Genomic DNA, 21,236 nt, shown 5'->3' with positions numbered 1-21,236 from the left:
TTCAGTTAGCCATCATTTCAGGAATCGGCTAAGTGATCAAAGTTTTGCAAAAGACAGCGTTAAGATCGTTAAGCACTGTTTCCCTCTGCCCTCATGTCTGACCGTGTAAATCTTTCAGATGCTCTACCAACCCAGTCCCCAAATGGGCATCATCCCACGGGCGTAAATCAGGAAAACCAAAATAAAATTCGCATTCGCGGCGCTAGGCAGCACAATCTGAAAAATATTGATTTGGAGTTGCCGCGCGATCGCTTGATTGTCTTTACTGGTGTCTCCGGGAGTGGTAAGTCTTCCCTTGCCTTTGATACCATCTTTGCGGAAGGGCAGAGGCGTTACGTTGAGTCTCTAAGTGCCTATGCACGGCAATTTTTAGGGCAGTTAGATAAACCCGATGTAGATGCGATTGAAGGCTTAAGCCCGGCGATTTCTATTGACCAAAAATCGACTTCTCACAACCCACGTTCCACAGTTGGCACGGTGACAGAGATTTACGACTACCTGCGACTGTTGTTTGGACGCGCTGGCGAACCGCATTGTCCGATATGCGATCGCTCAATTGCACCGCAGACGATTGATGAGATATGCGATCGCATCATGGAACTGCCCGACGGCACCCGCTTCCAAATTCTAGCGCCCGTAGTGCGCGGTAAGAAAGGCACTCATCAAAAATTGCTCTCCAGTCTAGTTTCTGAAGGATTTGCTCGCGTCCGCGTCGATGGCGAGGTTTTTCAACTGTCCGATTCTATTGAACTTGATAAAAATTATACTCACACCATTGAGATTGTCATTGACAGGTTGATTAAAAAACCTGGTATTCAAGAGCGTTTAGTCGATTCTCTGGCAACCTGTCTGCGTCATGCCAGTGGAATTGCGGTCATCGACCTTCTAAATGATACATTGATACCCAAACAATCCGAGCAAACAAATACTTCTTATGCTGAAAATACCGCAAAAAGCGAAAATGTGCAAGATACTTCTACAAATGGGGAAAATTCCTATCAGCAACCAAGCAACGAATTAGTATTCTCAGAAAACTTTGCCTGTCCAGAACATGGTGCGGTGATGGATGAACTTTCCCCGCGATTGTTCTCATTTAACTCGCCTTACGGTGCTTGTCCTAAGTGTCACGGGTTGGGTAACTTGCGGACATTTTCACCAGAATTATTGGTACCAGATCCTAATTCGCCAGTGTATGCAGCTATTGCACCTTGGTCAGAAAAAGATAACTCTTACTATCTTTCGCTACTGTACAGCGTCGGACAAGCTTATGGTTTTGAAATCCAGGCACCCTGGAACAAGTTAAATTCAGAACAGCAACACATGATTTTGTACGGTTCTGATAAATCTATCAAGATAGAAGACCGTAACGAATATAGACGATACGCTGGAGTAATTCCGATGCTTCAGAGACAGTATGACGAAACCAATTCGGAACTGGTTAAACAAAAGCTGGAGCCATATTTAGTAGATCAGCTTTGCGAAGTATGTCAGGGAAAGCGATTGAAACCAGAAGCGCTTTCTGTGCGATTGGGACAATATAGAGTTACCGATTTAACGAGTGTTGATATTGGGCAATGTCGGGAACGAGTTGATAATTTAAAGTTAAGCGATCGCCAAACCCAAATCGCCGATTTAGTTTTAAAAGAAATCAGAGCTAGATTGCAATTTCTTCTTGATGTTGGTTTAGATTACCTCACCCTCGACCGTCCGGCGATGACACTTTCTGGGGGAGAAGCCCAACGAATTCGTCTCGCTACTCAGATTGGTTCTGGACTCACGGGGGTACTCTACGTTTTGGATGAACCGAGTATCGGACTGCATCAAAGAGATAATGGAAGATTGCTGCAAACTTTGACCAAACTGCGCGACTTGGGTAATACATTAATTGTGGTAGAGCATGATGAAGAAACCATACGTGCTGCTGACCATCTTGTTGATATTGGCCCCGGTGCAGGCGTTCATGGCGGAAGAGTTATTGCCCAAGGTGATTTAGAGACATTATTAACAGCAGAAGAGTCTCTGACTGGTGCATATTTGTCAGGAAGACAGGTAATTGAAACGCCAGCACAGAGGAGAAATGGAAACGGGCGATCGCTTGTTCTCAAAAATGCCTACCGTAACAACTTAAGGAATATAGATGTCGAAATTCCTTTGGGTAAACTTGTCTGTGTCACTGGCGTTTCTGGTTCCGGAAAATCAACGGTAGTTAACGAATTACTTTACCCAGCATTACAGCACCAACTCACCCGCAAAGTTCCTTTCCCGAAACAGCTAGATACTATCAAAGGACTCAACTCGATTGATAAAGCGATTGTCATCGATCAATCTCCCATCGGGCGAACTCCCCGTTCTAATTCTGCTACATACACGGGTGTTTTTGATGCGATTCGCGATGTTTTTGCCCAAACAATTGAAGCGAAAGCGAGAGGCTACAAACCAGGGCAATTTTCTTTCAATGTTAAGGGTGGACGTTGCGAAGCTTGTGGCGGACAGGGCGTGAACGTAATTGAGATGAACTTCCTGCCGGATGTCTATGTACAATGCGAAGTGTGCAAAGGCGATCGGTACAATCGGGAAACATTACAAGTGAAATATAAAGGCAAGTCTATTTCTGATGTTCTCAACATGACAGTAGAAGAAAGCCTAGAGTTTTTTAAAAACATTCCGAAAGCAGCAACGCGGTTGCAAACTTTGCTTGATGTCGGGCTAGGTTACGTTCGCTTAGGACAACCCGCGCCCACATTATCCGGCGGTGAAGCGCAGCGGGTGAAGTTAGCATCAGAACTTTCTCGCCGCGCTACAGGAAAGACGCTGTATTTAATAGATGAACCGACGACAGGGTTATCTTTTTATGATGTCCACAAGTTGCTAGATGTCCTGCAACGTTTAGTAGACAAAGGTAATTCAATATTGGTGATTGAACACAACTTAGATGTAATTCGTTGCGCTGACTGGGTAATTGATTTGGGCCCCGAAGGTGGGAATAAAGGTGGAGAATTAATTGCCGTAGGTACGCCAGAGAAAGTAGCAGAGAATCCAAGGTCTTATACGGGGCAATATATCAAGCAGGTGTTACAGCAGCATCCAGCAAAATGACAGTTTTTAACAAAAATAACCGGCTTTGAGAAAGCTATACCGATTCCCACTTCGGTGCAATACAAGTTTACCTTTCCCCAACCCGCCCTCTTGTAGAGGAGGAGAGGGGCTAATACCTCCTATAGAAGTATTGAAATGTAAGTTATCTCCAAAATTAGCGATCGCATTCCCTACATCCCCTAGCTCTAAACAAACCCACAGTTTACTAGATAAACTAATTCCAGAACGTCAAGAGAAAGGGGTACGCGAGTAACATTAATTTATAAACGTCATTTTTGCATCGTCTCTCTGGTTGCGATCGCTGCTGCACTACCTGCCAGCTTGAACCCGCCAGCCTGCCTAATATTATTTTTTAATTAAAAAAATAATATCTAACCGAAAATTGCTTTATATCATTGTAGTTAATCTCAGTAGTTACACCCATGCGATAACGACTAACTGAGAAAAATGGCGGTGACAGCCTTTTTTCAGTTGCATTAAGCAATTTTTTGGAGAATAAAACAATGGAAACACTTGCATACATCCATTTGTCTGTAGCCCATGAAGAAGTCACCCTCAATCCGGACGCATACGAGGTGACATTATTCAAAGGATTAAACTTGAAACCGCCAAGCTCAGCTTGGATTGGTTTATTATCTGCCATTATGGCGCTCTCAATTGTCAGCTTAGCCAATAGTGCTATGGCAGCCTATGTGAGAACCAATGGGAGTTCCCTGAGAGTCCGTTCCAGCCCTAATGGTGCGGTTGTCGGTAGCTTGCGAAATGGAACCGATATCTCCCTAAGCGGTCGCTATTCAGGAGGCTGGGCGCAGCTTTCTAATGGCAACTGGGTATCTGCCGCTTGGGTAGGGGGTAGCACTGGCGGTGGTACTACTGGTGGTGGTTCTCCATCAGGTCTGTTGCGATTTGGTATCAGTGGCCCCGGCGTGGTTAGCGTCCAGAATCGTCTGAGAGATTTAGGTTACTTTAGTGGAACCAGCACGGGATACTATGGTTCTGTAACAACCTCTTCAGTAAGAAGATTTCAGGCAGCAAACGGATTACGAGTAGACGGCGTTGTTGGGCCACAAACTCGTGCGGCTTTGTATTAAGAAAGAGTCTAGGAAGTTGACAGCGTCCTAGCTAAGCGAAGGTGTCACGAGAAGTGATGGACTTCTATCACTTCTTGCAAAGCACAACAGCGATTGATCTGTAACTAACCTCCAGTATCGTCTTTAATTTTAGGGTGTCTACAGCGGTTTGGTAACGAAATACGGTAGTGGTAAACAGGTAGTGATATTCAATGCTCAAAGCCTTGTACGGTAGGGGGTGAAAGTGGATTTATCACTACTTCTATACCACTACCAGTCTTTTTATTAAAATTTTTGCTTTTGGTTTATCACTAATTGTTAGCAAACGATTAGTGAAAGATACTTACGAATTCTTGAATTCAAAAAAAAGATGCAACAACCTCCTGAACAAAATAGCCGACGACCTCCTGAAGTGAAAATTATTTCTATTCTTTGTATTTGCTCGAGTATTTGTTGGCTAATGCTCTTTTTAGTTTTCTGGCTTGTTTTGTATATAGGACAAGTATGGGCGGATGTGGAAATAATACCTTTCCCCTTTCCATTTATTATTCTTATAATGCTAATCATTGTTGTACTTTTAGGAAAAATTAATTTTGACTTTTTGAGGTTAAAAAAATGGGCATTATTCGCCATGTTCATACTTCAATTTATCTATATTATTAGCTCAGTTTATGTGATTAGTGGCATAGGAATATCCTTTATACAAATAGTTTCAAATTTTAATATTGGAATGTCAGCCCTGATTTTGTATTACCTGAATAAGCCAAGCGTAAAACGAGCATTTGGCTTATAGCCCACATTCCGCACTTCAAACTGTAGGATAAAAAATATAACTTAATTGAGATATTGCACCATTCTCAATAAGCCTGATAACCCGCCAAGAACTTAAGGATACTGTTGGCGAATTAAGAGGGGGTGTCAGCTTGTGTCAGGGTAAGCTCATGAAGTTAAGCGATCGCTCTTTTCGTGTTTTGCACCTTATTGCACCCCATTCGCACAATCTTGAGGTACTTTCAGCTTTTAGACAGCTTCCTATCGCTATTCGGGGAATCTCTCTTAACTAAAGAAAGACCGTGCAGATTTCCGGCTTTCCTTAGTTAAAAAAGATTCCTCTTACTTAGTGCTACTATCACAAAATGATTCAACCGAAAAATCAAGAGCAGGATTTGCATCCGTTGGTCTACAATCAGAATTAGGTGCGATTTCTTCTTGTATATCCATTGTTCTCAACACCTCCAGCACTTGTGCCTTACTCATTCCAGAACGGATTTCTGGTCGATAAAGCATTTTGATAAGAGCTTTATCAATCTCAGCATACTCTGTTGAGTCAGTCCAACCTTGATAGAAGATACTATCTGCGTATCTGTCAGAATCCCTCATTAACCCTAAAGATTGGGTGAGTTCTTCGCGGATCAGATGAGAGCGTTCTTTCTGGGTAATTCCAACCGTAGAAATCAAAACTCTCGACTTATAAATAGCATCATTATTCCACCCAACCCAGCAAAAACCATAATTTAACGCCTTATAATTTGGCTCGTATTTCGCAAATTGTGAGACAGGAACAAAATAAATTTCTAGGTTGGGATTATTCGCATCGTATGACAAGTTAATATTACCTGAGGTAAGAATATTGATTTCGTCAATTACTGCTTGCAAACTTGTGAGGTCTTCAGGAGTTGGCGAACCAATAACTTTAATCCTTATATCCCTATCCCATTTTTTGATTGTGGAACTTGAGCCTTCGTACTCAGTTCCCATAGCCACTTCCAGAAAATAATTAATTGCCAGAGGTGTGTATTTTCCGTTGATGGAGGTACGATTAACTGCCTTTTCACTCGTCTGGGTATCGAACTGCTTATTATTCCCATAGTTGGGTGGCTGATAAGCCAAAAGCATCAAACAGCTTACAATTAAACTACAAAGAGTTCGCTTGGTTACTGGCATATAAAATTTCAGCATGGTCAGAAGACGGCGGGTTAAATTGACGTTCTCCAATCAGAATAATGTTCCCTGGAATTGCTGCTTCTTAGTTGTTTAGTGTATTTTAACGCCGAGAAGTTAACTTTTAAGTGGCGATTGGGTACTAGGAAAGAGATATTTTTATCTCTTCTTGCGAATATAGTTAATACTTGTTATTCTAATGTGAGGTGTATATTAAGTAGGTGTGCTGCGCTACGAGAAGCCGGAATTACCTCTAAACGGCGTGTAGTTAATCAGCAATTCGCTAGGAAGCGATCTCTACACCTCGGCTTCAGCTAGATACAGCTTACTACTGGTGCGTCCCAAACCTCTTCTCTACAGTAGAGGTTTGCGATTTCATTTTCCGCTACAGCTGTACAAAAAAAAATCCCCCAACGGAGAAAATTCCCACAAGCCTTAAAGGCGATCGCTTGCGTGACTGGCGTCACATTGCTATAGTATCCCTCCTCACCCATTCATGAGGTGGCTGTCATACGCTATCGCTGTTTTCCATCACAAAGTCTTGTTGAGAAACAGTCTACATTTAGAATAAAGAATCTTCGACAGCACCATGCAATCCCAGAGCGTTTTACCTCAACTCACAACCAAGCACTCAAGAGTTATGACGACTCCGAAAATCCGGGATGTTTTACCAAATTCTTATCAGCCTAAGCCATTGCCTAAATCAAACAAGTCGGGCAAAAATATTCTTCCTGAGCAAGAAATTATCTGCCGTTTTTTTCTCAGCATTGTTAAAAAATGGTCGCCAGACTTAGTTTTATATGAGTTCAACCAGTTATTTGTTGATCCGGCTAAGGCTGTTGCTTCTGAGCCTAGACAAGCCCTACAAAAAATAATATTTGTTAATGCTGAAAAAGAATTTAGAAATACTTTAAAACGTTGTTGTTATATTTTAATTAATAATTGGATTGCCGCTAGGCAATCCAAATCAGCACAAGATTTAGTTCAACTGTTTTCTAATTTATCGCCTAGCAATAGCTTCTCGTCCCCAACTCGAAGAACCCTCAATGCGTGGCTGTTAAATTTTGTCAATAGCCCAGATTACCAAGAACTCAAGTTATTTGTTTTTAAATATGAAGTTGTACAGAAAGACCATTGGAAATACCGTTATGCTTCTTATTTACTAGCACCTGAGTATGTAAATTCTAAAAACACCCTAGAACAGCGTCAAGCAGCTAAAGGACTAGCAAAGCAGCTAAAAGAACAATTCAAATTTGAACTGGCGATGTATACAGCTCGTTCTCAGCCTGTTACAGTTAATGATACAAGAACCCAAAACCCTACGGCTCTTGGTGATGACGCACTGCGCTTAGTGAAGAAAGTTTTGGCAAAACGCGGCTGGTTCAACCATGCAAGTCTAGCTAATATTTTTCTCAAACAAACTCAACAGCTTAAGTACAAGTATTTTAAGCAAAGCCTACTTAAATATTTATTTTATTCTACAGATAACCAAGGTTTAGTAGAGACTCTACAAACAAAAGTAAGTAAAGCCCTAGAATCTTTCTATGAAGAATACTCAGAAAAAGAGTTAGATAGCTCTCTGCTACTCAAAACTTCTAATCGAGTTATTGAATGTTTAACGGTTAAGAGAAACGGGGAACCTTCTTCGCTGTTTATTTCCTTAGCTTCTCAAGGAAAATCCGTAACCTTAGCAATGCTTCTCCTCAAAATAATTCTAATTTCTCCCTATAGCCGTACTCATTTAGAAGTTTGTCTTGCGAAAATTATTCAGTATTATGAATGTTATCCGCAAGAAGAATGTTTTTGGGTAATAAATTTTTTGGAAGTGTCAAAAGTTACATTAGCAATTCATACGGAAAATGTTCAATACAATTTGGTGAATATGGAAGACGATGATTTAACCGAGCCTTGTAATGTAGACGAAAATGCTTATCGTGTTTTTTCTCACAAATGTGAACGCTAAAAAAGGCAAGAATCAAAAATTGAAAAGCGATTATAAGCACGTAGAGGCAAATACGCAACTAAATTTATTTTTTGCCTTTTTGCTTATTTGCTGATGAACTGCTTCAGAATTTCGCTTGGTTTACGATCCCAAGTATCGATGTGATTGTATATTAAACCATCTTTATTAAGCGTATAAGTAGAATAGCCATTAAAGAATATGCGAGCTTTCCAGGGAACTCGCAACACGCCTCGAACAGTCCAATTTGCCAAAATCGTATCCTGATCTGTTTGAGATACATCATGCAAATCAAAATAAATTTGGGTAAAAAATAGCATGGCGTGAAATCGCAAAGTCCAAAAGATAATGTGATAGTTAGATTTTCCTTTGAATTTGTTTACAGGATCTTGAAAGTAAATATCTTTTGCATAAATTTCGTACGATATATCTTTTTCAAAAAGCGTCGGTAAATCTTTCTTTAAGGTTTCCATCGCCCGATTGACTTGCAATTGATATTCCATGCGTTAATATCATCCTCCGAGCTATTTTATTTTGGTGCGTAGCGCTTGTTCATTCTATCTGGAGGGTATACGGGTGCCACCCTAACGCACCTGCCTCTGGATGAACTCATCCCAAAAGTAAAGAGCATCAACATTAATTTTAAACTTTATCTGTGATAATTATTAAAGCTTGATAAAGTAAAAGTTACAAAAACTTGATAGTAAGATAACATACAAGCCCTGCGACCTACGAACATCTTGTTTCAGGGCTTGCTTAAGGAATTTTGTGATAAAGGTACGGGATTTATGTGATTTAGATCCCTAGAGGTGCTATCTGATTTGAGGTAAAACTAAATACCGCAGGACTAAATGTAGCTAACCTGGCAAAGGACAAACTAAATATATATGGCAAATCTGAGCCAGATAGGGATATTTGAAGCGAAAGCTAGTGCTAAAGAAGATGTCACCAACATCCAATCTGGAGAAACATCAAGAGTGAAAGCACCAATACCTAGCAATGAACCTGCAAGGCTTCAAGCTCTCTGCCAGTATGAAGTTCTTGATACTCGTCCAGAAGGGGCTTTCGACGAACTGACCTATTTGGCCGCACATATCTGCGAAACTCCGGTTGCGCTGGTGAGCCTAGTTGATGCGAATCGTCAATGGTTCAAGTCAAAAGTAGGCGTGGAGGTATCAGAAACACCGCGAGATATTGCGTTTTGCGCCCATGCCATCATGCAATCCGATTTGTTTGTCGTCCCAGACGCTTCAACCGACAATCGGTTTGCAACTAACCCTTTAGTGGCGTCCGACCCGAATATCCGATTTTATGCGGGTGCGCCTTTAATAACGCCCGCAGGTTATGCACTGGGAACGCTTTGTGTAATTGACTTTGTACCGCGTCAACTGAGTTTGGAGCAACAAGAGGCTCTCTTAGCGCTTAGTCGTCAAGTAGTCGCGCAACTCGAACTGCGACGTAATTATGCAAACCTGCTAGAAGCGACACTAGAACGCCAGCACACAGAAGCAGCGCTTCGTAAAGCCCACGATGAGCTAGAAATCCGGGTTCAGGAACGAACCGCCGAGCTGGAAAAAGCGAATCAAAAATTGCAAGCTGAGATTAAAGAGCGCGAACTGGCACAACAGGCGCGGCGGATGTCAGAAGAAAGGTTTTTTAAAGCCTTTCGTTCCAGTCCCGATGCGATCGCTATCACCACCCTAGCAGAAGGACGCATTATTGAAGTCAATGATGGTTTTCTACACCACACTGGCTATAGCCGCGAAGAAATTATCGGTATTACTTCATTTGAGCTAAACCTTTGGGCAAATGCAGAGGATCGTACTCAGGTGATGCAGACTTTACAGCATCAAGGGACAGTTCGCAACCAGGAATTTAACTTTATTATTAAGTCAGGCGAAGTGCGTGTAGGGCTGGTATCAGCAGAAATTATTGACTTTGATAATGAATTGTGCGTCATCAGCGTTATTAGAGATATCACTGAGCGCAATCGAGCTGAGGAAGCATTGAGAGTACAACAAGAGTTTCTTCGCTATGTAATTGACGGAACTTCAAATCTAATTTTTGTCAAAGACTGCGATGGAAAATTTATCCTAGCTAACAAAGCACTAGCAAATATTTATGGCACAACAGTCGAAAATCTGCTTGGCAAAACCGATGCAGATTTCAATTCAAATTCAGCGCAAATAGATCAGTTTCTTTGCGATGACAGAGAGGTGATAGGAGCATCTTACGAAAAAACTATTCCAGAAGAAATCATTACAGATTCCACAGGTAAAGTACATTGGTTTCAAACAATCAAGAAATTGCTTGTATCGCCTGATGGAAAAACTAGACAAATTCTTGGTGTTTCTACAGATATTACCGATCGCAAACTTGCAGAAGAGCAATTAATACACGATGCCTTTTACGATAAGCTGACAGGCTTACCAAACCGTGCTTTGTTCATGGATCGACTAAAACACGCGAATGAGTTGAAAAAACGGCGTAACGATTACTTGTTTGCCGTTCTTTTTTTGGATCTAGATCGCTTTAAAGTCGTCAACGACAGCCTGGGACACATGAGCGGAGATCAACTGTTAGTAGAAATCGCTCGTAAGCTGGAAACGTGTGTGCGCCATGTAGATACAGTTGCTCGTTTGGGGGGTGACGAGTTCGCAATTCTCCTAGACGATATTACAAATATCAGCGATGCCACCCGCGTTGCCAACCAAATTCAAAATAAACTGGCTTTACCTTTCAATCTGGACGGGCAGAGAGTGTTTACCAGCGCCAGTATTGGTATCGCTTTGGGTACAACAGATTACGAAGAGCCAGAACACCTGTTACGCGATGCTGATATTGCCATGTATCGCGCTAAGGCATTGGGTAGAGAGCGTCATGAAGTTTTTAACATAGCGATGCACACCCGCGCCGTGGCACTTTTGCACTTAGAAACTGACCTGAGACAGGCTGTTAATCGCCAAGAGTTTCGGCTTCACTATCAGCCAATTGTTTCGCTCTCCACAGGTCAAATTACCGGGTTTGAGGCGCTAGTGCGCTGGCAGCATCCAGAGCGGGGTTTGGTTTCTCCAGGGGAATTTATTCCGGTGGCGGAGGAAACAGGGCTAATTGTTCCTATCGGTTGGTGGGTATTACAGGAAGCTTGCCGTCAGATGCGCCAATGGCAAGGAAAATTCTTGGGCAACTCACCCTTAACTATTAGCGTGAATCTTTCTAGCAAACAGTTTACGCAACCCAATCTAGCTCTAGCAGTCCATCAGATTTTACAAGACACTGGTTTAGATGCTGGAAGTTTGAGGTTGGAAATCACTGAAAGCGCCGTGATGGAAAATGCTGAATCTGCAATTTCCACGCTCTTGCAGCTGAAAAAATTAGGGGTACAGTTATATATTGATGACTTTGGCACGGGTTATTCATCTTTAAGTTATCTGCACCGATTTCCAATTGATACTTTAAAAATTGACCGTTCCTTTGTCAGTAGGATGAGCGGCGATAGTGAAAATTCGGAAATTGTCCCCACCATTGTGACGCTGGCGCATAACTTGGGTCTAGATGTGATTGCAGAAGGGGTGGAAACATCTGAGCAACTTGCCCAGCTCAGAGCGCTCAAATGCGAGTATGGTCAGGGATATTTTTTCTCCCGGCCCCTGGATGTTAAGGCGATAGAAGTATTGATGGCGCGAGAGTGTCAGTGGTGATGGGTGGTAGGAGAGTAGGAGAGTGGGAGAATTTCCAATTTAGGGAAATGAGAAATTTAATATTTTATTGGCATTAACTTAAGAAAAATACATAAAATAAGTATAAATACATATTCAGCCGACAAAGGTTGGAATTAGCCATGAAAAATGTACAGTACCCTTTCGTACTTCAGAGACTGGCTACTATTTTGGCTGTAGTTATTCTGTCTTTAACCCTGATTGCAGCCATCACCGGAATTCTTCTGTCTTTCTACTACGAACCTACGGCGGGTGGAGCCTATAACTCCTTAAACGCAATTAAAGCCGAAATTCCCAATGGCTGGTTAGTTCAGCGTATCCATGACATTGCTGGTAATGGATTAATTGGTGTTTCTCTGATAGAAATTGTTGTGATGTTTTTGGGAGAGAAATTTCGCCCTAGTTGGCTAACAGCTTGGATCAGCGGAATTTTATTGACTTTAGTTGCGATCGCTCTCGGATGGACTGCTATGCTCCTCGACTGGACGCAGCTGGGATACTGGCGTTTCCAAATCGAGTTAGGCACAATAGAAACCATTCCTCTCATCGGTTCCGTACTGCGACAAATTCTTACAGGCGGTGGCGCAATCAACACTGTAACAGTCGCGCACCTTTACACTTTGCACAGTTATGTTCTCTCCATCGGAGCGCTGATTCTTGCCATTATTCATCTAGCAGGATTACTGCTACAGGAAAAAGAAGAGAAGCAGACGTTGATGGAATCAGATGCTCAGCTATCTTTGCCTGAGTAACGAATATCTTACTGTTTGTACCAGGATCAAATTGCGGCAGAGTTTCAATAATCTCGTTACCAGGTTGAGCCTGGTAACGAGAGGAAATCCACAATCGTATGAGGTGATATCAATGTCAGTGCTAGAAGGTTCTTGGAAGCACGAATACATCACGAGTAACGGCATCAGGCTGCACTATGTCACGCAGGGAGAAGGGCCTTTGATGCTGATGCTGCACGGATTTCCTGAGTTTTGGTACTCATGGCGGCATCTAATACCCGAATTTGCCAAAGATTTTAAAGTCGTGGCTCTCGACTTGCGCGGCTACAATGAAAGCGACAAACCAAAAGAGCAATCAGCTTATGTAATGGCTGAATTTATCGAAGATGTGAAAGGGGTAATTCAAGGGTTAGGATACGATAAATGCGTTTTGGTTGGACATGATTGGGGAGGCGCGATCGCTTGGAATTTTGCCTACGCATACCCCGAAATGTTAGATAAGTTGATAGTGCTAAATATACCTCATCCTGCCAAGTTTGCCGAAGGTTTCCGCACTCCTCAACAGTTGCTACGTAGCTCTTACATCTTCTTCTTTCAAATACCGGGACTACCAGAATTACTCTTGCAAGCGGGAGACTACCAAGCAATTGAAACTGCTCTCAAGGGTATGGCAGTTAACAAAAACGCTTTCACTAATGAGGATATTGAGGCTTATAAAGATGCTGCCTCCAAACGCGGTGCATTAACAGCAACGCTGAACTATTACCGTAATGTAACTCAGCAGAGAGTTCTAAGTTTAGATTGGAGCGTTCTCCAAGTTCCCACGCTGATGATTTGGGGAGAGAAAGATACAGCACTGGGTAAAGAACTAACCTATGGAACTCAGGAGTACGTTAAGGACTTTACTATCAAGTACATCCCAACTTCTAGCCATTGGGTGCAGCAAGAGCAGCCAGAGTTGGTAATTCAATATATGCGAGAGTTTTTGACAGCTAGAAATTAGCAAATATAAACTCTCATTCCCAATACAGTTCGGTTAACAGTAGCCGTCACCCTAAAGGGTGCGGCTACACAAAAGCCTGCTATAGGCAGGCTTTTTCTGTGGAGGCTTAGTGGTTAAGAATCTAGTTTTAAAGCTATTCCTCCTCTGGCAATTCACCAAAGCGATCGCGATAACGCTCCACCAACTCCTCTGGAGTAGGAAACCGATTTCCCCTTTGATCAAACCAGTACAACCACTCTCTTTGAAATCCTAGATGATAGCCGATACCTCGTCCAATTCCTAAACCGATTTCTGGCATCCAAAACGGCTCTCCAATTTGACGTTGATAAACTCCATCAATTAAGCGATAAACTTCAAAAGGTTCCTGGCGATCGCGTCGCCAAAAATCCGGGTTATAAATAACGTAATACAACACTCCTAACCGAGCATAAATAGTCATTTTATCGTCGTACTCGCCTCCGGTGGTTTGAGAAACGACTTCCAGAACAAATCTGGGGACAACCCCGTTTTCTTCCCACGTTACGTAACTTTTACGTAAATTATTCCCCTTGACCCGTTCGACTCCTAAGCTGAGAAAAGCATCAGGAACAATGGGAACTCTAGGATTTAAACCTGTGGTATGGTAAACGCCCATATTGACACCAAAAAACCAATCAAAGCGATTAGCCCAGATAAAACCTAGAATTAAACTCAAGAAATTGGGGACGAGAGTTTGTAGTTCATTATCCACAGGGAGACCATCAGAATCAGGTAATTCATCGCTTGAGGGTAAACCCAGTTTTGGGTCAAATTGTACCATACAGATTTACTTTTAAAATATGTTTTTATATTAGCTTGTTTGCACAGTAGACGACGCACGTTTTAGCAGTGTCAAATACAAATTGGCATTTTCTGATTTAGCAAATTTGAATTTGCTAAATATTATTTAATTTTGCTTAGACATCTACTTAAAGGAGTATCTTAGAGCAGATAGTTTGATTATATGTAGCACAACTTTCGGCAACGAAAGTTAACAATTTCGGAGTAGTCCATGCCTGTACCGATTTCCCTAGTTATTACTACCTACAACCGCGATCGCTATCTCGGTGCGGCTATTGAGAGTATTCTGACGCAGACTAGGCATGACTTTGAGCTAATTGTTTGGGATGACGGTTCTACAGATAAATCTGTGGAAATTGCCAAGGAGTATGCTAAACGCGATCGCCGTGCGCGGGTAATAGCGGCAAAACATCAAGGCAGAATACCGTCATTGCAAAATGCGATCGCGCACGCCAAGGGAACCTACATCGGGTTTGTAGACAGCGACGATTTGCTTGCACCCACAGCACTCCTTGAAACAGCAGCTGTACTAGAGGCAAACCCAGAAGTAGGTTTAGTCTACACAGACTACCTGGATATTAACCAACGCGGCAAGATTCTCAGCTACGGGAAACGGTGCCAAATTCCTTACTCCAAAGAGCGGCTATTGCTCGATTTTATGACCTTTCACTTCCGCCTGATGCGGCGGGATGTCTTGGAGCAAGTGGGAGGTTTTGATGAGTCAATGGCATACGTAGAAGACTACGATTTATGCCTGAAACTCTCAGAAATTACCGAAGTGCGCCACGTCAAAAAGCCGCTGTATTACTATCGGTGCCATCTAGGGAGCGATTCTCAGCGATATACCAAGCAGCAGGCGAAAAACTCAGCACAAGCGATCGCTAACGCGATTCAGCGCCGGGGAATGAGCGATCGCTTGGCGATACAATTGCAAATTCTAAACCATTTTCCCTTTCAATCAATAGTTAAATTAATTCCCAAAAATAAGTCACTTATAGATTTTTTCCCAATACCCCCACAAGTTGAAACCTGCGGCTACGCAAACGAAGCCAGCCTCCGCAAGCTGAAACTAATTCAGGCGGCGGAAGCAGCCTTTGTTCGTGTAGCCGCACCCTTCAGAGTGACAGCTAAAAAAGTGGGAGTACCCCTTCTATCTCTCGCTTTTTGCCTTTTTCCAACTTTCGTCAAAGCACAAATCACCCCAGGAAACGACACCAACACCAACGTCACCACCACAGGCAATCAAATTGATATTAGCGGCGGTAAACTTTCAGGAGACAAAGCAAATTTATTCCACAGTTTCAGCGAATTTGGACTCGGCTCAAACCAAATAGCTAATTTCTTATCTAAACCATCAATTCAAAACATCCTCGGTCGCGTCAATGGTGGCAATCCCTCGATTATTAATGGTTTGCTTCAAGTTACAGGCGGCAACTCTAATTTATTTCTGATGAATCCCGCTGGCATCGTTTTTGGCAACAATGCCAGCTTAAATGTTCCCGCTTCTTTTACCGCCACCACCGCTACAAGCATCGGTTTTGGTAATAATAACTCGTTTAATGCTTATGGGTTGAATAACTACGCCAACTTGACAGGAATACCCAACACCTTTACCTTTAGTACACAACAGCCGGGGAGCATTGTCAACACAGGTAACTTAGCTGTAGGAACTGGATATAATCTCAATCTATTGGCTGGGACAGTCTTAAACACAGGAACTCTGACGGCACCAGGAGGAAATATTACCATTGCCGCTGTACCGGGTGAAAGTTTAGTTCGCATCTCTAACGCGGGAAATGTATTAAGTTTAGAAGTCAGTCCGTTGGTAGGACAAACCTCTGGCCTGTCAGATGTCCCCGGTCAGTCTCCACAATCTTTGCCGCAATTACTGACGGGTGGAAACGTAATTAATGCTACTGGATTAATTGTCAATAGCGATCGCATTCAGATAACTGGTTCTGGGATTAGCGTACCAGTAGAATCGGGAAACGCGATCGCATCCGGTAAACTAGACGCATCCAACACCCAACCAGGAGCAACAGGCGGTGCAGTAGCTGTACTAGGAAATAAAGTTGCTTTAGTCGGAGCCAACGTTAACGTCTCCGGCGATGCGGGTGGCGGTAGAGTATTGATTGGCGGCGATTATTTGGGAAAAGGCGGTGTTCCCAATGCTGCTTATACCTATGTTGGCGAAGATGCAAAAATTAATGCTGATGCTATTACTAATGGCAATGGCGGTAGAGTAATTGTCTGGGCAGATGAAGCCACCCGTACTCATGGCAATATTACTGCTCGTGGTGGCTCAGAAGGCGGTAACGGTGGCTTTATCGAAACTTCCGGCAAAAATTACCTGGAAGTTACTAAACCCGCCGATGCTAGCGCTCCTAAAGGTCTTCCCGGCACCTGGTTGTTAGATCCGCGTAACGTAATTATCCAGGCATCTCCTACTACTGGCGGTGCGTTTAGTGGCGGAAGTCCTGATATTTTCACTCCAACTAATGATGATGCAATCGTTGACGTGGCGACGATTAATTCGGCCTTTGCTTACGGAACTGATGTCACCATCACGACGGGAAATACAGGCGCTCAAGCGGGTGACATTACTCTAGCATCAGGAGCCGAAATTGTCGGGGGCCCTGCAACCACTCTGACTTTGGAAGCAGCCAATAACATTATCCTGAATGGCTCAATTAGGTCTAACCATCCTCGGGGATTGTCTGTAGTGCTTCGCGGTGCAGGTGGTGCGGGAAGCCGAGCTAATAACATCACAATTAATGGGAGAATTAGCACTCAAGTGGGCAGTTTCCAGAGCAGTAGCTTTAACTTCAATAGTCAGCTTGGCACCATTACTACTCTTCGCGCAGATATTGACATCAATGCTACTAACAGTATTAATGTCGGCACTCTTATCATCGAGTCTGATAATTTGGATGCTGGAAATATTAACCTTACAATTGCCCCCACAAGTACATCGGCAATTATTATTAACGGTGCGCTAAATGCTATTGGCGGTGATTTTGGTAACGGGGGCGATATCAATATTAATGGCAACGTGGTACTCAATAACAACGCTACATTTACCACGACAACAACTGGTACTGGTTATGGTTATACGGGCGGTAACATTAACATCACAGGGACGCTGGATGGAAATGGTGCAGGCGGTCAAAGTCTGACACTGGAGACAGGCCAAGGTTATATCACTTTTGGTAACGCCGTTGGCGACACCACACCGATAGGCAGCTTAACTGTCAATAGTAATAATGTCACTCTTAATGGCAATGTCAAAACAGCCCCCGGCAGCACTATTAATTTCAACAGTGGGCTGACGTTGAATAGTGGGGACGATACAGCACTGATAGCTGATGAGATTGACTATGGCGGGATTATCAACGCTGCCAGCACAGGCAGGCTAATCCTCGCACCCGCAACAGCTAACCGAAATATTCAGGTTGGTGGGGCATACAACAATTTACCAGGTTCTCTGACCCTGACCTCCAGCGATCTTAACGTATTCACCGCTACTAGACAGTTCGTCATCGGAGGCACCAATAGCAACGGCACTATCACAATTGATCTACCAGGTACCTCGTTCTTCACAGACGGAACGATTCAAACACAAGGCGCGATCGCAGTCAATGGCACAATTACAAACTCAAACGGCTTTGTCAATCTAATTGCACCGACTACAACCCTAAACGCAAACATCAACGGAAATAGCAGCATCTCTATTGATGGCAACGTGTTACTTGGTAACAACGTCGCACTCAGTGCCAGGGGATACGGATCTACACCCATCAGCATCACTGGAACAGTGGATGGCACTGGTGCAGGCGGACAAAGCTTAACTTTGTCGGCAGGCACTTCTCCCATCACATTCGGTGGTGCTATTGGCAATACCACCCCCATAGGCAACTTCACTATTGTGGATGCCTTCGCCACCAACCTAAACGGCAACATTACCACAACCAGTGGTAGCACCATCAGTTTCGACAGTAATATAACCTTAAATTCAGATGTAGCGCTGACGGCAGATGAGATTAATTTCCGACCACTTCCAACAATCAGCGGCACGGGTAACTTAACTCTACAACCAGCAACTGCTAGCAGAAACATTGAGATTGGCGGAGCATACAATAACTCCAATGCTTTGAGCGTGACAGCAGGCGATATTGTGGCATTGAGTAGCTTTAGGAATGCTCTTACCATCGGAGGAGCAACAAGTAGCGGCAAAATAACACTTGCTGATGACACAAGCTTCTTGTCTCAGGTTACCTTGCAAGCAGGCTCAATTGATACCGCAGGTTTTGAAATTCTAGGGTCAGGCAGGGCGATCGCACTGCTGGCAAATCAAAATATTACCACAGGTAATATTACTAACCCGGCAGGAAATATTACTCTAACTAGCAGCAACGGCACGATTGATACCACCGCAGGCAGAATAAACTCTAGTTATAGTTCTGGTTCTGGCTATGGTTATGGTTATAGTTCTGGGAATGGGGGCGCGATCGCATTCACCGCCCAAGACAACATACTAGCAGGCGATATCATATCTAATTCCATCAATGGTAGTGGCGGCAATATCAGCCTCACCAGTCAGACAGCAGCCGTAGAAAGTCGAGATTTAACCGCCACAGGCACCACAAATGGCGGAGACATCACCATTTCTGCCACCACTCGCATCACCGCAGGAGAAATCAACTCCAGTGCCAGCACCGGAAATGGTGGTAATGTCATCCTCGATCCTGAAAATGACATCTCTGTTAGTTCCATTAACGCCCAAGGCGGATCTAGAGGCACAGGCGGCATTATTGACATTACCACAGGTAGATTTTTCCGTGCCACCGACACCTTCACAGACACAAATGGTCAACAAGCAAGCATTTCTAACGCCGGAGGTCTTGGAGGTAATGCCATTACTATTCGTCATGGAGGCAACAACATTACTCCTTTTATTGTGGGAGATGCTGGGACTAATGGAACTCGCGGCCTCATTACAACTGGTTTCGACAATAGCATTATCCCTACTCAATCTTTCTTAGATAGCTACTCCCAAGGCACTGCACCGAGTGAGATAAAAATAATTACCGCTTCACTACCACCATCCCCACCGCCTATACAGCCAGATCCACAGCCAAATCCACAACCAGCACAACCAGACCCAAATCCTATACTACAGCCAGATCCACAACCCTCAACAGCACCAAATTCAGTGCCTGATGAGGCAACACCGCCAGAGGAAAACGAATCTCCACAACTTTCCCTATTTACTACCATTCCTCCAGCGGAACTTGACACACTCTTTGTTGACTTAGATGAGTCATTCACGCGCTCATTTGAGCAATATATTGGTGAAAGTGGCGATACTCCTGTAAAAACTCTAACCGAAGCTCGCGATATTCTTCTCTCAATTGAGAAAGCAACTGGAATTAAACCGGCCCTAATCTATATCAATTTTGTTCCCGCCACGGGGACACCAAAAGCAGCAGCAGACAAGACTATTTCGCTACCAATATCGCCAGAATCCGATGTTATATGGCAATTTAATGCCCAAGGACTAGCACTCAATCAGGTTTCCCAGCAACAGGTTACTACCCCTCCAGCTAATCGTCCCGCCCAAAACAACGACCAACTGGAACTTGTAGTCGTTACTGCCAAGGGATCGGCAATTCGGAAACGGGTAGAAGGGGCAACACGCGAACAAGTCATGAAAGTGGCTAAAACATTTCGTGGCGAAATAACCAATGTCAGAAATGCCCGTGGCTACCTGGCACCATCCCAGCAACTTTATCAGTGGATGGTGGCACCCCTGGAAGCCGAATTAAAAGCTAGAGGGATGCAGAATCTAGTATTTATGATGGATGCGGGTTTGCGAAGTTTACCAATGCCTGCCCTCCATGATGGTGAAAAATTCCTGATAGAAAAGTACAGCATCGGCACCATGCCCAGTCTCAGTCTCACTGATACCCGCTACGTAAATATCAAAAACACCCAAGTTCTAGCAATGGGCGCATCAAAATTTGCTGAACTCAATCCTTTACCAGGCGTGCCTGTAGAATTGTCGATTATCACCCAGAAACTATGGAAGGGGAAATCTTTCCTAAATGAGAAATTTACCCTGGATAATCTCAAAGCACAGCGTCGCCTAGTGCCATATGGAATCGTTCACCTGGCAACTCATGGAGAATTTAAGTCTGGATCAGTGGAAAACTCTTACATCCAGTTATGGGACACCAAACTGCGGCTAAACCAGCTGCGTCAACTCGGTTGGAACGATCCACCCGTAGAATTGTTGGTACTGAGTGCCTGTCGCACGGCACTCGGAGATGAACAGGCAGAGTTAGGGTTTGCTGGCTTAGCTGTGCTGGCAGGGGCAAAGTCAGCTGTCGCCAGTTTATGGTCTGTCTCAGATGAGGGAACCCAAGGATTGATGGCGGATTTCTATGCACAATTGAAAAAAGCCCCTATCAAAGCTGAGGCATTGCGACAGGCGCAAGTGGCCATGCTTAAGGGGCAAGTGCGTCTGGAAGCAGGTCAACTATTCTTACCCACAGGGAACCTACCTCTGTCGCCAGAACTCGCTAAGTTGGGAAACAAAGAACTGGCCCATCCTTACTACTGGGCAGCTTTCACGATGATTGGCAACCCGTGGTAAAAAGCCACTCATGTAAAAGGCTCTCATACAAAAAAAGAAAAAATCAGTAGCGCAGGTATCTTGCCTGCAACAGTAAGAAAATTTAGGAAAAGTTACATATGGTGTTGTTGTATGTTTTATAGGCTTTCGTCCGCCTTTTTTATCCCTATAGACAAACTTACTTGACACAAGTGCAAAAATATCACTTACAAAGTTAGGTATTGCCACTAAGCACTAAATTTTCGGTTTCGGGTATTTTAAGA

Annotated in this window: 11 protein-coding genes; 8 read left to right on the top strand and 3 right to left on the bottom strand. The window is 43.5% G+C overall.

Annotated features, from left to right (window positions below):
- The first annotated feature begins 93 nt into the window (after nucleotides 1–93).
- From uvrA to NDI42_RS17920, 3 genes are all read left to right on the top strand, one after another.
- Nucleotides 94–3,096, top strand: a complete 3,003-nt coding sequence (gene uvrA / locus NDI42_RS17930) for an excinuclease ABC subunit UvrA (RefSeq protein WP_190459206.1) — start codon at nucleotides 94–96, stop codon at nucleotides 3,094–3,096.
- Nucleotides 3,097–3,599: 503 nt separating this feature from the next.
- Nucleotides 3,600–4,187, top strand: a complete 588-nt coding sequence (locus tag NDI42_RS17925) for a peptidoglycan-binding protein (protein WP_190459204.1) — start codon at nucleotides 3,600–3,602, stop codon at nucleotides 4,185–4,187.
- Nucleotides 4,188–4,536: 349 nt separating this feature from the next.
- Entirely contained in the window at nucleotides 4,537–4,959 is a 423-nt protein-coding gene (locus tag NDI42_RS17920; protein ID WP_190459202.1) for a hypothetical protein, read from the top strand.
- A 320-nt stretch (nucleotides 4,960–5,279) separates the two neighbouring features.
- Here the strand turns inward: NDI42_RS17920 and NDI42_RS17915 are convergent, their stop codons facing one another.
- Nucleotides 5,280–6,161: a DUF2927 domain-containing protein gene (locus NDI42_RS17915; protein ID WP_348231445.1), complete on the bottom strand. Its 882-nt coding sequence runs from the start codon at nucleotides 6,159–6,161 to the stop codon at nucleotides 5,280–5,282.
- A gap of 586 nt (nucleotides 6,162–6,747) precedes the next feature.
- Here NDI42_RS17915 and NDI42_RS17910 point away from each other — a divergent pair.
- The gene (locus NDI42_RS17910) at nucleotides 6,748–8,070 is read left to right on the top strand and encodes a hypothetical protein (RefSeq protein WP_190459200.1); all 1,323 of its coding nucleotides are present in this window, start codon (nucleotides 6,748–6,750) and stop codon (nucleotides 8,068–8,070) included.
- Between the two features lie 83 nt (nucleotides 8,071–8,153).
- Here the strand turns inward: NDI42_RS17910 and NDI42_RS17905 are convergent, their stop codons facing one another.
- Nucleotides 8,154–8,570: a C6orf136 family protein gene (locus tag NDI42_RS17905; protein WP_190459197.1), complete on the bottom strand. Its 417-nt coding sequence runs from the start codon at nucleotides 8,568–8,570 to the stop codon at nucleotides 8,154–8,156.
- 384 nt (nucleotides 8,571–8,954) lie between these two features.
- Between NDI42_RS17905 and NDI42_RS17900 the strand changes: the two genes are divergently transcribed.
- The 3 genes from NDI42_RS17900 (at nucleotide 8,955) to NDI42_RS17890 (ending at nucleotide 13,520) form a co-directional block, all read left to right on the top strand.
- The gene (locus NDI42_RS17900) at nucleotides 8,955–11,768 is read left to right on the top strand and encodes a sensor domain-containing phosphodiesterase (RefSeq protein ID WP_190459196.1); all 2,814 of its coding nucleotides are present in this window, start codon (nucleotides 8,955–8,957) and stop codon (nucleotides 11,766–11,768) included.
- Between the two features lie 140 nt (nucleotides 11,769–11,908).
- Nucleotides 11,909–12,538 (top strand): cytochrome b N-terminal domain-containing protein, encoded by a 630-nt coding sequence (locus NDI42_RS17895; protein ID WP_190425948.1) that lies wholly within the window; start codon nucleotides 11,909–11,911, stop codon nucleotides 12,536–12,538.
- A gap of 112 nt (nucleotides 12,539–12,650) precedes the next feature.
- On the top strand, nucleotides 12,651–13,520 hold the full coding sequence (locus tag NDI42_RS17890) for an alpha/beta fold hydrolase (protein WP_190459194.1): 870 nt from the start codon (nucleotides 12,651–12,653) through the stop codon (nucleotides 13,518–13,520).
- A gap of 133 nt (nucleotides 13,521–13,653) precedes the next feature.
- Here NDI42_RS17890 and NDI42_RS17885 read toward each other — a convergent pair whose 3' ends face one another.
- On the bottom strand, nucleotides 13,654–14,319 hold the full coding sequence (locus tag NDI42_RS17885; RefSeq protein WP_190459191.1) for a Uma2 family endonuclease: 666 nt from the start codon (nucleotides 14,317–14,319) through the stop codon (nucleotides 13,654–13,656).
- Nucleotides 14,320–14,550: 231 nt separating this feature from the next.
- Here NDI42_RS17885 and NDI42_RS17880 point away from each other — a divergent pair, with 231 nt between their 5' ends.
- A complete protein-coding gene (locus NDI42_RS17880; protein ID WP_199311392.1) occupies nucleotides 14,551–20,994 on the top strand; it encodes a CHAT domain-containing protein in 6,444 nt (2,147 codons plus the stop codon).
- Nucleotides 20,995–21,236: the final 242 nt, after the last annotated feature.

Origin of the sequence: Funiculus sociatus GB2-C1 (genome assembly GCF_039962115.1) — a bacterium.
GTDB classification, from domain to species: domain Bacteria; phylum Cyanobacteriota; class Cyanobacteriia; order Cyanobacteriales; family FACHB-T130; genus Funiculus; species Funiculus sociatus.
This window is presented reverse-complemented; position numbering and strand designations above follow the sequence as displayed.